This is a genomic window from Spirillospora sp. NPDC029432 (assembly GCF_040703975.1).
Taxonomy (GTDB): Bacteria; Actinomycetota; Actinomycetes; order Streptosporangiales; family Streptosporangiaceae; genus Spirillospora.
In genome coordinates this window covers 47,667-60,591 of the sequence record NZ_JBEZWH010000016.1, presented here as the reverse complement: position 1 = coordinate 60,591, position 12,925 = coordinate 47,667, and the positions used below count along the sequence as shown (strand labels likewise).

The window sequence follows — 12,925 nt, the reverse complement described above, 5'->3', positions numbered from 1 at the left end:
CAAGTCCTTGTTACCGGCCAAATCCAGGGGCCGGGTACGGTCGGCACGGTGACCCGGCACACCGCTCTCCGCCGGGCCTTCCGCGAGGCCCCGCTTTGACCGGCACCCTCGGCGCTGGGTATCCTACCTATTCGCTGTATGCGGTGACGCCTGTCCTTCGGGAAGGGCACCGGCCGCAACCGCCGGTGCACTCGCAGCGCCGTCCCGCGTGATCGGGACGCGTGATCGGGTCCCGGCCTCCCGGAGCGCCAGGTCGGATCAGCCTCTGATCGGCGCGAGCAGGAATCCGCTGAGAAGTCGACAAGAAACGAAGGCCTACGACCGTGCGCACGTACACCCCAAAGCCTGCTGACGTACAGCGTCAGTGGCATGTCATCGACGCGACCGATGTCGTGCTGGGCCGCCTCGCAAGCCAGGTCGCGCAGCTGCTTCGGGGTAAGCACAAGCCGATCTACGCGCCGCACCTCGACACCGGTGACTTCGTCGTCATCGTGAACGCCGACAAGGTGGCGCTGTCCGGCAACAAGCTCGAGCAGAAGCGGGCCTACCGGCACTCCGGCTACCCGGGCGGTCTCCGCTCGGTGTCCTACGCCGACCTGCTGGAGAAGCACCCCGAGCGGGCCGTCGAGAAGGCGATCAAGGGCATGCTGCCCAAGAACTCCCTCGGCCGGAAGATGTTCGGCAAGGTGAAGGTCTACGCCGGTCCGGACCACCCGCACCAGGCGCAGAAGCCCGTTCCGTTCGAGATCACCCAGATCAAGCAGTAGCGCGGCGCACGAGCACCACCCAGCACCACGAGCACGACCAGCACCACCCTCAAGCCGTACGAACCCGTACGCGCCCCAGACCTGTGGCCGCCGGGGCACCCGGAGCGATGAACGCGCGGGCCCGCCGCCCTGGCCAGAAGACCCTAGGAGAACCGTGGACGAGTCCTTCGACACCGAGACGACCGCCGAAGGCGGCGCCGAGCTCGACTCGTACGAAGACGCCCCGTCGGAGTACAGCACCGAGTCCCCCGAGGCCGCCGGCGAGGGCTTCCTCGCGCAGCCGGTCGCGACCGGCCCGGCCGCCGGCACCGGCCGCCGCAAGGAGGCCATCGCGCGGGTCCGGATCGTCCCCGGTTCGGGCAACTGGACCATCAACGGCCGGTCCCTCGACCAGTACTTCCCCAACAAGGTCCACCAGCAGATCGTGAACGAGCCGTTCGTGCTGCTGGGCCTGGAGGGCCAGTTCGACGTGCTGGCGCGGGTCAACGGCGGTGGCACCACCGGCCAGGCCGGCGCGCTGCGCCTCGGGATCTCCCGGGCGCTGCAGTTCGCCAACATCGAGCACCGCCCGGCGCTGAAGAAGGCGGGCTTCCTCACCCGTGACGCGCGGGCGACCGAGCGCAAGAAGGCCGGTCTCAAGAAGGCCCGTAAGGCTCCGCAGTACAGCAAGCGCTGATCGGCCTCTCCAGACGTTGATCGCAGGCACGAGCCGCCGCACCCCCGGAACGATCTCGCGGCCGACCCTCATGGTCGGCGGCACGGGTGCGGCGGCTCGTCCGTTTCTCCGGGCCCCGCGGGTGTCCTCGCGGCCCCATCCGGACGGCCGGATGGGGATTCCTCGGGACGATCCAGCCCTTCGGCTGCTTTGATGGACGTCATGGCTTACGTGCCGCAATCCGGGCGCGCCGTGCGGTGCCGCCGGAAGCGCGCGGGGCATGCGCACTAGATTCGACCGTGTGGAGCGGGCGGGGCGCCGGCCCCGGCCGCGTCCCGCGGTCTTTTGCCTTATCGGGAGTTGAACTGTGGGTCGTCTCTTCGGGACCGATGGCGTACGCGGGCTCGCCAACCGCGATCTGACCGCACCGCTGGCGATGGACCTGTCCGTCGCCGCGGCGCGCGTGCTGGGCGAGGCGGGAGCGTTCCAGGGGCACCGCCCGCTGGCCGTGGTGGGCCGGGATCCGCGCGCCTCGGGCGAGTTCCTGGAGGCCGCGGTGGTGGCCGGGCTCGCCAGCGCGGGCGTCGAGGTGCTGCGCCTCGGGGTGCTGCCGACGCCGGCGGTCGCGTACCTGACCCACACGCTGACGGCCGACCTCGGCGTGATGCTGTCGGCCTCGCACAACCCGGCGCCCGACAACGGCATCAAGTTCTTCGACCGCAGCGGCCACAAGCTGCCGGACGAGATCGAGGACCGGATCGAGGCCGCCCTCGGCCAGGACTGGGACCCGCCGACCGGCGCCTCCGTGGGCCGCGTCCGCGACGCGTACGGCGCGGTCGAGCAGTACGTGGCGCACCTGGTCTCGACCGTTCCGGTGTCGCTGGACGGCCTGCGCGTCGTGGTCGACTGCGCGAACGGCGCGTCCTCCGACGTGGCGCCCGAGGCGCTGCGCCGCGCGGGCGCCGAGGTGATCACGATCGGCGCGGCCCCCGACGGCCTCAACATCAACTCCGGTTGCGGCTCGACCCATCTGGAGGCGCTGCAGCGGGCCGTCCGGGAGCACGGCGCGGACGCGGGCATCGCCAACGACGGCGACGCCGACCGCTGCCTCGCGGTCACCGCGAGCGGCGAGCCGATCGACGGCGACCAGATCATGGCGATCCTGGCGCTGGAGCTGCGCGAGTCCGGCCGGCTGCCGGCCGACACGGTGGTCGCGACCGTGATGTCGAACCTCGGGTTCAAGAACGCCCTGCGCGAGGCCGGTGTCACCGTCGTGGAGACCGCCGTCGGCGACCGCTACGTGCTGGAGGCCATGAAGGAGGGCGGCTTCGGGTTCGGCGGGGAGCAGTCCGGCCACGTCATCATGCTGGAGCACGCCACCACCGGCGACGGCGTGCTGACCGGCCTGCACCTGCTGGCCGCGATGGCCCGCCGCGGCCGGCCGCTGGACGAGCTGGCCAAGGTGATGACGCGGCTGCCGCAGGTGCTCGTGAACGTCAAGGGCGTGGACAAGTCGCGCGCCCACACCGCCCCGGAGCTGACCGCGGCCGTCGCCGAGGCCGAGGCCGAGCTGGGCGACACCGGCCGCGTCCTGCTCCGCCCGAGCGGTACCGAGCCCATGGTCCGCGTGATGGTCGAGGCGGCCTCCGAGGCGCGGGCCCAGCAGATCGCCGACCGGCTCGCCGGGGTCGTCCGGACGGCTCTGGGCTGACCGCGCGGGGCGGCCGTTCCGCCGTCAGCCGGCGTCGCTGATCTCCAGCTTGCCGACCTTGAGGTGCTTGATCTCGACCGTGCCGGCCTCCAGGTGCTGGACGACGGCGCGCTTGACGACCAGCTTGCCGATCGCGACGGCGCCGACGGCCAGGGCGCCCAGCGCCATCGAGCCGAGGGCGAGCGAGCCGAACGCGTTGCCGGCGCGGAGGGTGAGGCCGGTGGCGGAGGCGCCGGTCACCTCGGCGCCGGTGGCGCGGGCCCCGATCCCGCGTTCGGTACGGACGCGGGGCCGCTCCCGCGCGGCGTGCGCGCTCTCGTCCGGCAGGTCGGGCTGGTTCGGCTCGTTCGGCTCGGTGCTCATGGCGCCAGCCTATGCCGCGGCGATCAGCAGCGCTCCAGGAAGCCCTGGAGGGCGGTACGGTCGGCGCCGGTGACGGGAAGCGAGTACTTCGCGGCGACCGCGACGTACTTGGTGGCGTAGGTGCACTGGTAGGCCTTCTGCGGCTTCCATTCGCCGGGGCCCTTGTCGCTCTTCTGCCGGTTCGGCACGCCCCAGACGGCGAGCAGGTTGGCGTGGTCGTTGGCGAAGCGCTCGCGGCGCTCCTCGTCCCAGCCGGCGGCGCCCATGCGCCAGGCGAGCGCGAGCGGGTAGACGTGGTCGATCTGCACCTCGGCCGCGTCCGACTTGCTGAAGGTGATGTCCTTCCCGCTGTACGGGTCGTGCAGGAGCCCGCCGAGGACGACGCAGCCGCCGGGCCTGCGGATGCTCTCCAGGTCGCGGGCCAGCACGTCGTTGCGCTGGTCGCAGCCGTTGCGGTCGATGTCCTTCCAGCGGGTGCCGAAGCGGTCCCGCTCGTACCCGCCGCCCGATCCCTCGGCGGCGGTGCGGAGCCGGGCGAGGTCGCGTTCGGCCTGCCGGGCGTCGCCGCCGCCGGTGGACGTGGACTTGGGGCCCGAGGACGAGGACGAGGGGGAGGGGTTCGAGAGGCCCACCTCCGCGCTGCATCCGGTGGCCAGGAGCGCGGTGGTGAGGCCGAGGCCGAGGATCGTCCGGCGCGATCGCGCCATATCGTAACCGTCCAATCACTTTGCGTCCATGTCGGAAGCATTTATGCCCGCTTTGCCGGGGGCTACCGCGAAAATTACTCACTGTCACCCTCTCCTGTCTCGACCGCCACCCCGTGGACGGCGCCCCCGCCGTACCCGCCCATACGGCACGATGTGGAGGGTGCTGCACCTGAGAGCGATCGTGCCCGCCGACCGTACGGAGGCGGCCTGCGCGGCCCTCGCCGACTCCTCGGGCGCGACCAACGTGGTCGTCGTGCCGGGCGCCGCGCGGTCCCCGGCGGGCGATCTGGTCACCGCCGACATCGCCCGCGAGTCGGCGAACGAGATCATCGCCGCGCTGCGGGAGCTCGGCATCGACCGCGACGGCGGGATCGGGATCGAGCAGATCGACCTGACGCTGTCGACGTCCGCCGAGCGGGCCGAGGAGCGCGCCCCCGGGTACGGCGAGGACGCGGTCGTCTGGGAGGAGCTCGCCCGCCGTACGGCCGGCGAGAGCGTGCTGTCCTGGTCGTTCGTGGTGTTCCTGGCGCTGGCGACGCAGCTGGCCGGGATCGCCGCGCTGATCGACTCGCCGATCCTGGTGGTCGGCGCGATGGTGCTCGGCCCGGAGTTCGGCGCGATCGCGGCGATCTGCTTCGGCATCCTGCACGGGAACGCGCGGCGCATCGGCGCCGCGCTGCGCACGCTGACCATCGGGTTCGCCATCGCGATCGCGGTCACCTACGTGTGCGCGCTGGTCAGCCGGTGGATCGGGGTGATCGAGCTGGACCGGCTGCCGGACTCGCGGCCGATGACCGCGTTCATCTACAGCCCGGACCGCTGGTCGTTCATCGTCGCGCTGCTGGCGGGCGCCGGCGGCGTCCTGTCGCTCACCGCCGGGAAGTCGTCGGCGCTGGTCGGGGTGTTCATCTCGGTCACCACCGTGCCCGCGGCGGGCAACCTGGCGGTGGCGCTGGCGCTGCGGCACGGCAGCGAGATCGACGGGTCGCTGCTCCAGCTCGGCCTCAACCTGGCCGGCATGATCATCGCCGGCACGCTGACGCTGCTCGTCCAGCGCTGGATCTGGGCGTACGTACTGCGCGGGAAGGCACGGTCATCTCCGAGTGGTAGGCCTCCAGGGGGACGCCCGGGGCCCGGCGAAGGGCTAGGTTCGTGAACATGCCGATCATCGCCACCGAAGGCCTCACGATGAGGTTCCCGAGGGTGACCGCGCTGGACGCCCTCACCGTGGCCGTGGAACCGGGCGTCGTCGGGCTGGTCGGGGCCAACGGCGCCGGCAAGTCGACCCTCATCAAGATCCTGCTCGGGCTGCTGCCGCCGACCTCCGGCCGCGCCGCCGTGCTGGGGCTCGACATCGCCCGCGAGGGGGAGCGGATCCGCGAGCGCGTGGGGTTCATGCCCGAGTACGAGTGCCTGCCGCCCGACGTGTCCGCCACCGAGTTCGTCGTCCACATGGCGCGGATGTGCGGGCTGCCGCCGACCGCGGCCCGCGAACGCGCCGCCGACACGCTGCGGCACGTGGGCCTGTACGAGGAGCGCTACCGCCCCATGGGCGGCTACTCCACCGGCATGCGGCAGCGCGTGAAGCTCGCGCAGGCCCTCGTCCACGACCCGAAGCTGGTCTTCCTGGACGAGCCCACCAACGGCCTGGACCCGGCCGGCCGCGACGAGATGCTCGACCTGATCCGGCGGATCGGCACCGAGTTCGGCATCAGCGTCCTGGTGACCTCGCACCTGCTCGGCGAGCTGGAACGGGTCTGCGACCACGTCGTCATCATCGACGGCGGCAAGTTGCTGCGGTCGCAGGCGGTCGAGGCGTACACCGCCGCCAGTGGGGTCCTCACCGTCGAGGTGGAGGAGGGCCGCGACGAGCTCGGGCGGCTCCTGCACGAGGCGGGCGCCGCCGTCCAGCCCGAGGGCCGGTTCCTGGTCGTCCAGATCGCGGGCGAGGCCACGTACGACCTCGTCCGCGACGGTGTCGCCGATCTCGGGCTGCGGCTGATCCGGATGGAGCAGCGCCGGCACCGCATCGAAGAGGTCTTCGCGGCCGACGAGGCGCAGGGGGTCGTCCGATGAGCACGAGCATGAGCACGAGCACGATCCACGACATCGGCTACCGGAACTACGAGGGCCGCCGTGCGGGCCGCGGGTACGTGCTGCGGTCGCTGTACGTCCACAACCTGCGGGCGGCGTGGGGCATCGGCCGGCCCGCCCGCGCCAAGGTGATGCCGTTCCTGCTGGGCGCGATCATGCTGCTGCCCGCCGCCGGCTCGGTCGCGGTCTTCGCGATCTCCAAGGAGCCGGAGATGCTGATGCGCTACTCGTCGTACGCGCCGACGCTCCAGGTCATCATCTCGATCTTCGTGGCCACCCAGGCGCCGGTGCTGGCGTCCCGGGAGATCCGCTTCCATGTCGTGCCGCTGTACTTCTCCCGGCCGGTCGGGCATCTGGACTTCGTGCTGGCCAAGATGGCGGCGATGGCGACCGCGCTGTTCGCGCTGACCGCGGCGCCGATCACCGTGCTGTACCTCGGCGGCCTGATCACCAAGATCCCGAAGTCGGGCGAGCACCTGCTGGACTACCTCGCCGGGCTCGCCGGCTGCGCGCTGTTCGCGCTGGTCCTCGCCGCGATCGGGCTGGTGGTGGCCGCGTTCACGCCGCGCCGCGGCTTCGGGGTGGCCGCCGTCATCGCGGTCTTCATGCTCAGCACCGCGTTCGTCGCGATCGTGCAGGGGCTGGCGGAGATGCGCACCGAGTTCGCCGTGGCCGGCTGGGCGGGGCTGTTCACCCCGTTCAACCTCATCGACATCGTCCAGGTGCGGCTGCTCGGCGCGCGGAGCTCGTCGATCGCCATCGCGCCCGGCGTCCTCGGCGGCGGGGTCGCGCTGGGCCTGTGCGCCGCCCTGGTCGCCGGGTCGGTCCTGGTCCTGTACGCGCGCTTCCGGAAGGCGGGGCTCTCATGAGCGAGCTGAGGCTGGAGCAGGTGTCCCGGTGGTACGGGAACGTCGTCGCCGTCAACGGCGTCTCCATGACGATCGGCCCCGGCGTCACCGGGCTGCTGGGGCCCAACGGCGCCGGCAAGTCGACCCTCATCCACATGATGGGCGGCTTCCTGCCGCCGTCGTCCGGGACGGTCACGCTCGACGGCGCGCCGATCTGGCACAACCCCGACGTCTACCGCAGCCTGGGGCTCGTTCCCGAGCGCGAGGCCGCGTACGACTTCCTCACCGGCCGCCAGTTCATCCTCGCCATGGCCAAGCTGCACAAGCTCCCCGAGCCCGGCGCCGCCGCCGAGCGCGCCCTCGGCCTGGTCGAGATGCACTACGCGGCCGACCGCGCCATCGGCAACTACTCCAAGGGCATGAAGCAGCGCATCAAGATGGCCTCGGCGCTGGTACACGACCCGCCCGTACTGCTCCTGGACGAGCCGTTCAACGGCATGGACCCGCGCCAGCGCCTCCACCTGATGGACCTCATCAGGAGGATGGCCGCCGAGGGCCGCACGATCCTGTTCAGCTCGCACATCCTCGAAGAGGTGGAGCGGCTCGCCGGGCACATCGAGGTGGTCGTGGCCGGCCGGCACGCCGCGTCCGGCGACTACCGCCGCATCCGCCGGCTGATGACCGACCGCCCGCACCTGTTCCTGGTGCGCTCCACCGACGACCGCCGGCTGGCCGCCGAGATCATCGCCGACGGCTCGGCGCGCGGCGTCGAGCTCACCGACAAGGGGCTGCGCGTCGAGGCGACCGACTTCCAGCGCTTCACCCTGGTGCTCCCGCGCATCGCCCGCGACGCGGACGTCCGCCTCTGGGAGGTCTCCCCGTCCGACGAGTCCCTCGAAAGCGTCTTCTCCTACCTGGTGGCCCGGTGATGCAGGCATGAACGCGACGATCGCGATGATCACGTTCCGGTCGATGCTCGGCCGGCGGCGGGCGCTGCTGCTCCTGCTGCTGCCCGCGGCGCTGGTCATGCTGTCGGCCGCGCTGCGGCTGATCGGCGAGAACGACCTGGAGGTCGCGGCGAACGTCCTGCAGCGCTTCGGGGTCGCGACGCTGCTGCCGCTGCTGGCGCTGATCGCGGGCACCGGCGTGATCGGCCCGGAGATCGACGACGGCCAGATCATGTACGTGCTGACCAAGCCGATCCCGCGGCAGGTCGTGGTGCTGACCAAGCTGGCCGTGGCGATCGTGCTGGTCACGCTGTTCGCGGCGGTGCCGACGCTGCTGGCCGGGCTGATCCTGGCGGGGACGACCGAGATGATGACCCCGGCCTTCACGGTGGGCGTCCTCGCCGGCGGCATCGCGTACAGCGCGGTCTTCGTCGCCCTCGCGGTCGTCAGCCGCAACGCCGTGACGATCGGCCTGCTGTACGCGCTGGTCTGGGAGTCGCTTCTGGGCAACTTCGCGCCGGGCGCGAAGTCGGCCTCCATCCAGCAGTGGGCCGTCTCGGTCGCCGACGCGCTGACCGGGACCTCGTACGTGACGTCCACGGTCGCCCTCGGCGTCGCGCTCCCGCTGCTGGCCCTCACCACCCTCGCCGCCGCGATGCTGGCCGTCGTACGGCTCCGGTCACTGTCGGTGGCGAGCGCGGAGTAGCCCCGGACGCGCAGGTCAGGGCCCCGGTTGACGCGATGGCCCTGACCGGCCGGTCACGATTTTCGTGATCGTAAATGATCTTCCGGACGGGCGTGAAGCGCGCCACAATCATCGCTCGTGTCGTCCCGCCCCCGCGGTCGCGCCCCCGATCTCGCCCTCCGGGCGTGCCTGGCGCTGGCCCTCCTCATCGGCTTCTACGTCCTGGCGTTCGCGCTGATCGCCGGGCTGCTCGCGTTCTGCGTCCTGGTGGTCGCGCTGCTCATCCTGGAGAAGGCGGACCTGCCGACGGGCAGCGTGTTCGTGGTGGGCGTGGCGTTCGGCGCCGCGGTGGTCACGTTCGACGCCGTCGTGCGGAGCGTCTGGATCCCCGGCCACCAGGCACCGGAGGGCGTGCGCGCCACGCCGGAGTCGCAGCCGGGGCTGTGGGCCGAGGTCCGCGACCTCGCCGCAGCGACCGGCGCGCCCGTCCCGGCCGAGATCCATCTGGTGCCGGGCGTGACCGCGTTCATCCACCAGGACTCCAAGGTGCTCGGGCTGGTCCGGGGCAAGGTGGTGCTCGGCCTCGGGATCGGGCTGATGAGCGTGCTCGACCGTGCGGAGCTGCGCTCGGTGCTGGCGCACGAGTTCGGCCACATCTCCGGCGGCGACACCCGGCTCGGGCCGCTGGCGTACCGGGCCCAGCACGCGATCATGCGGGCCGTGGAGGTCCTGCGGCGCAAGGACAAGCCCGTCCAGAAGCTCCTCGTCCGCCTCTTCAGCGCCTACTTCCGCCTGTACGCGCGTTCCACCATGGCCGTCTCCCGCGCCCAGGAACGCGCCGCCGACCGCGCCTCCGTACGGATCGCGGGCCCGGCCGCCGCGGCCCGCGCGCTGGAGACCATCGGTGTCGCCGACCTCGCGTTCGACGCGTTCGCCGACCGGTACGTCGTCCCGCTGTGGCGGTGCGGCCACCGTCCCGAGGACCTGTACGGCGGCTTCCGCGACTTCTTCGCCGCGCAGGTCCTGGCCGAGGTCCGCGCCGCCGTCCTCGCCGAGGAGACCGGCCGCTGGGACTCGCACCCGTCGATCGGCGAGCGGATCCGCCTCATCGAGGCCGAGGCGGCCCCCGCGCCCGCCTCGCCCGGGCCTGGACCAGGCCCTCGAACTCCTCGCCGCCGGCCGCGCCGCCGAACTCGCCGGCCCGTCCGGCTCGCCCGAGGGCCGGCTGCGGGTGCTGCTGGCCGCCGAGATCGCCGAACGCCACGGCGGCACCTGGACGACCTCCTGGACGGAGCAGGCCCGCCTCGACTGGCCGGGCACGCCCGTCGCCGAGCTGGCGGGCCGCGCACTCACCGGCCCGGACGGGATCGCGTCCGTACGCGCCGAACTCGACCTCCCGCCATCGGCCCCGCTCCGTGCGCTGCCCTCACTGGCGGAGGCCGCCCGTGTCTGACGTCACCTTCGGCGACCCGACCGCAGAACGGCTCCTGGCGGACGACTCGTCCACGACCATCCGGCGCCTCCTCGCCACGACCACCGACCCGGACCTGCGCGCCTTCTACGTCGAGGTCATAGCGGAACAGCCGGGCCGCCCACCCTGGCTGGACGCCTGGGTGGCGGACGACCCGTGCGCCGAGGCGTACCTGATCCGCGGCGCGCACGGCGTCAAGTGGGCCTGGGAGGCGCGCGGCAGCGCCCAGGCCGAGCACACCAGCCGCGAGCAGTTCCAGAGCTTCCACGAACGGCTCGCCCTCGCCGACGAGGACCTCCGGCGCGCCGCCGAACTGGCCCCCGGCGACCCCGAGCCCTGGGCGCACCTGGTGACCTGCGCCCGCGGCCTGGAACTCGGCAAGGAGGAACTCGCGCGCCGCTTCAAGAACGTCATCGAACGGCACCCCTGGCACATGCGGGCCCACTCCCAGATGCTCCAAGGCCTCGCCCCCAAATGGGGCGGATCCACCGCCCTGATGTTCAACTTCGCCCGCGAGCGCGCCCTGGCCGCGCCCGCCGGGAGCCCGATCGCCGCCCTGGTCGTCGAGGCGCAGATCGAGGCCTGGTTCGCCCTCGACACCGAAGCGGAACACGACGCCTACTTCGAGCACCCCGGCGCGCGGGCGGAGGTGCGCGCCGCCGCCGACCGCACCGTCCGTTCACCGGCCTGGAACCCCGGCCCGGACGGGATGCGCTTCCACAACGTCTTCGCGTTCGCGTTCGCGCAGGCCAACGACTTCGCGGCCGCCGCCGAGCAGTTCGCCGCGGGCGGCGGCCGCGGCGACGACCACCCCTGGTCGTACTTCGGCGACGACGGCGAGGCGTACCGCCACGAGTACGCCCGCGTCCGCCAGGCCCTGAAATGAAGCCCCTCCGCGGCCCGGCCCCGGCCACCGTTATAGGGACAGGACGTAGGCGAGCAGCAGGCAGAGCCCGAAGCAGATGAGGATTCCGCCGACCCAGCCGCCGCGCATCGCCGTGCCTTCGACGTAGGCCACGGTGGGCTTCCTGGGGTCGTAGTGGACCTTGACCGGGCTTCCCTTGCGCAGGCGCCGCGTCCCGATGTCGCCGCCCTTGGTCGTGATCTCCCGCCCGTCCTCGGTGACGAACTCGACGGTCGCCTCCCAGACGCTCTGCCCGTTCTCGCCCGGGATGTAGTGGACGTCGGTGATGCGGCCGGGGACGCGTACCGCGCGGGCGCGGAACAGCCGGGCTCTGACCAGCAGGACGATCCCGGGCAGGACGAAGCAGGCTGCGGCGAGCAGCAGGAAGGACGGCTCGTCCACGAGACCTCCCGGTCGTCTGCGCGGCCCATCGAAAGACGGGCTGCGGCAGGCTACAGGAAGTCCGGCATGCCGGACGGGCCCCGGGCGGCTGACCGCCGGCTGGGCATGGGGCGTCAGCGGGTGGTCAGGGGGTCGTCAGCGGGGGCGGCGAGTCTCGGAGCATGACGAACACGAGCATTCTCATCTCCGGCGCCGGCATCGGCGGACCCGCTCTCGCGTACTGGCTGGACCGGTACGGCTTCGACGTGACCGTGGTGGAGCGGTGGAACGGCATCAGGCCCGGCGGGCAGGCGGTCGATGTGCGGGGGCCCGCGCTGGACGTGGCGGAGCGGATGGGCGTCCTGGACGAGCTGCGCGCCCACGGCACCGGTATGCGCGGCATGTCCGTAGTGGACGCCGAGGGGAACGAGGTCTACCGGTCGGAGGAGCGGACGGTCAGCGGCGGCGATCTGGCGAGCCCGGACGTGGAGATCCTGCGGGACGACCTCGCGCGGATCATCGCGGCGGCGGCCGGGGACCGGATCGAGTACCTCTTCGACGACTCGATCGCGGCGCTGGAGGAGGGCCCGGACGGGGTCCGGGTGACGTTCGACAGCGGGTTGGAGCGGTCGTTCGGGCTGGTCGTGGGCGCGGACGGGCTGCACTCCAACACCCGCCGCCTGGCGTTCGGGCCGGTGGCGCTGCGGGAGCTCGGGACGTGCATGGCCGTCTTCAGCGTCCCCAACTTCCTCGGGCTGGACGGCTGGCAGATCATGCACCAGATGCCGGGCGGCGGCCTGCGCGGCGGGATGGTGATGAGCGTCCGGAACGGCACCGAGGCGCGCGCCTACCTGATGTTCGACCCGGACGGGCCGCTGGTGTACGACCACCGCGACATCGAGGCGCAGAAGAAGCTGGTGGCGCGGGAGCTGGCGGGCGACAGCTGGGTGATGCCGGCGCTGCTGGAGCACATGTGGACGGCGCCGGACTTCCACTTCGACCCGGCGGCGCAGGTCCGGCTCGACTCCTGGTCGAAGGGACGGGTGGTGCTGCTGGGCGACGCCGGGTACTGCGGGTCCCCGCTGTCGGGGCAGGGCACGAGCATGGCGATGGTCGGCGCGTACGTCCTGGCGGGCGAGCTGAAGGCGGCCGGCGGCGACCATGTGCGGGCGTTCGCGGCGTACGAGAGCGAGCTGCGGGGGTACGCGGGCGCGAACCAGCGGATCGCGGTCGAGAACATGAAGGCGCGCCGGGCGCAGCTCGCGGAGGAGGCGGCGGGGGACGCGGAGGCGGCCGAGGCGCTGGCCGAGACGGGTATCGAGGAGTTCGCCGCGGTCGTGGGCTCGTACGCGATCAAGGACTACTGACGGAAGGGGCCGCCGGGGACGGCGG

The 12,925-nt window shown here is 72.3% G+C and carries 13 protein-coding genes; 10 read left to right on the top strand and 3 right to left on the bottom strand.

The window, feature by feature from the left end; translation table 11 throughout:
- Nucleotides 1-323 precede the first annotated feature (323 nt).
- The 3 genes from rplM to glmM all read left to right on the top strand — a co-directional run bounded on the left by rplM (nt 324) and on the right by glmM (nt 3,133).
- Nucleotides 324-767 (top strand): 50S ribosomal protein L13, encoded by a 444-nt coding sequence (gene rplM / locus AB0881_RS15515; RefSeq protein WP_366617526.1) that lies wholly within the window; start codon nt 324-326, stop codon nt 765-767.
- A 154-nt stretch (nt 768-921) separates the two neighbouring features.
- On the top strand, nt 922-1,443 hold the full coding sequence (rpsI, locus tag AB0881_RS15510; protein ID WP_366617524.1) for a 30S ribosomal protein S9: 522 nt from the start codon (nt 922-924) through the stop codon (nt 1,441-1,443).
- A 346-nt stretch (nt 1,444-1,789) separates the two neighbouring features.
- The gene (gene glmM, locus AB0881_RS15505; protein ID WP_366617522.1) at nt 1,790-3,133 is read left to right on the top strand and encodes a phosphoglucosamine mutase; all 1,344 of its coding nucleotides are present in this window, start codon (nt 1,790-1,792) and stop codon (nt 3,131-3,133) included.
- Between the two features lie 24 nt (nt 3,134-3,157).
- Here glmM and AB0881_RS15500 read toward each other — a convergent pair whose 3' ends face one another.
- Entirely contained in the window at nt 3,158-3,496 is a 339-nt protein-coding gene (locus AB0881_RS15500; protein ID WP_366617521.1) for a hypothetical protein, read from the bottom strand.
- A 23-nt stretch (nt 3,497-3,519) separates the two neighbouring features.
- Nucleotides 3,520-4,203: an HNH endonuclease family protein gene (locus tag AB0881_RS15495; RefSeq protein ID WP_366617520.1), complete on the bottom strand. Its 684-nt coding sequence runs from the start codon at nt 4,201-4,203 to the stop codon at nt 3,520-3,522.
- A 160-nt stretch (nt 4,204-4,363) separates the two neighbouring features.
- On the opposite strand from AB0881_RS15495, the gene AB0881_RS15490 reads away from it, so the two are divergent.
- The 6 genes from AB0881_RS15490 to AB0881_RS15465 all read left to right on the top strand — a co-directional run bounded on the left by AB0881_RS15490 (nt 4,364) and on the right by AB0881_RS15465 (nt 10,352).
- The gene (locus AB0881_RS15490; RefSeq protein ID WP_366617518.1) at nt 4,364-5,359 is read left to right on the top strand and encodes a DUF389 domain-containing protein; all 996 of its coding nucleotides are present in this window, start codon (nt 4,364-4,366) and stop codon (nt 5,357-5,359) included.
- A 2-nt stretch (nt 5,360-5,361) separates the two neighbouring features.
- Nucleotides 5,362-6,279, top strand: a complete 918-nt coding sequence (locus tag AB0881_RS15485; RefSeq protein WP_366617517.1) for an ABC transporter ATP-binding protein — start codon at nt 5,362-5,364, stop codon at nt 6,277-6,279.
- 8 nt (nt 6,280-6,287) lie between these two features.
- On the top strand, nt 6,288-7,166 hold the full coding sequence (locus AB0881_RS15480) for an ABC transporter permease (RefSeq protein ID WP_366617515.1): 879 nt from the start codon (nt 6,288-6,290) through the stop codon (nt 7,164-7,166).
- On the top strand, nt 7,163-8,074 hold the full coding sequence (locus tag AB0881_RS15475) for an ABC transporter ATP-binding protein (RefSeq protein WP_366617513.1): 912 nt from the start codon (nt 7,163-7,165) through the stop codon (nt 8,072-8,074). Before AB0881_RS15480 ends, AB0881_RS15475 begins: the two co-directional genes overlap by 4 nt.
- A 7-nt stretch (nt 8,075-8,081) precedes the next feature.
- Complete coding sequence (locus tag AB0881_RS15470; protein WP_366617512.1) at nt 8,082-8,798, top strand: ABC transporter permease; 717 nt, start codon at nt 8,082-8,084, stop codon at nt 8,796-8,798.
- 117 nt (nt 8,799-8,915) lie between these two features.
- Complete coding sequence (locus tag AB0881_RS15465) at nt 8,916-10,352, top strand: M48 family metallopeptidase (RefSeq protein ID WP_366617510.1); 1,437 nt, start codon at nt 8,916-8,918, stop codon at nt 10,350-10,352.
- A gap of 812 nt (nt 10,353-11,164) precedes the next feature.
- Here AB0881_RS15465 and AB0881_RS15460 read toward each other — a convergent pair.
- Nucleotides 11,165-11,554, bottom strand: a complete 390-nt coding sequence (locus AB0881_RS15460; RefSeq protein WP_366617508.1) for a DUF3592 domain-containing protein — start codon at nt 11,552-11,554, stop codon at nt 11,165-11,167.
- A gap of 161 nt (nt 11,555-11,715) precedes the next feature.
- Here AB0881_RS15460 and AB0881_RS15455 point away from each other — a divergent pair, with 161 nt between their 5' ends.
- A complete protein-coding gene (locus tag AB0881_RS15455; RefSeq protein ID WP_366617506.1) occupies nt 11,716-12,900 on the top strand; it encodes an FAD-dependent monooxygenase in 1,185 nt (394 codons plus the stop codon).
- The last annotated feature ends 25 nt before the right edge of the window (nt 12,901-12,925 follow it).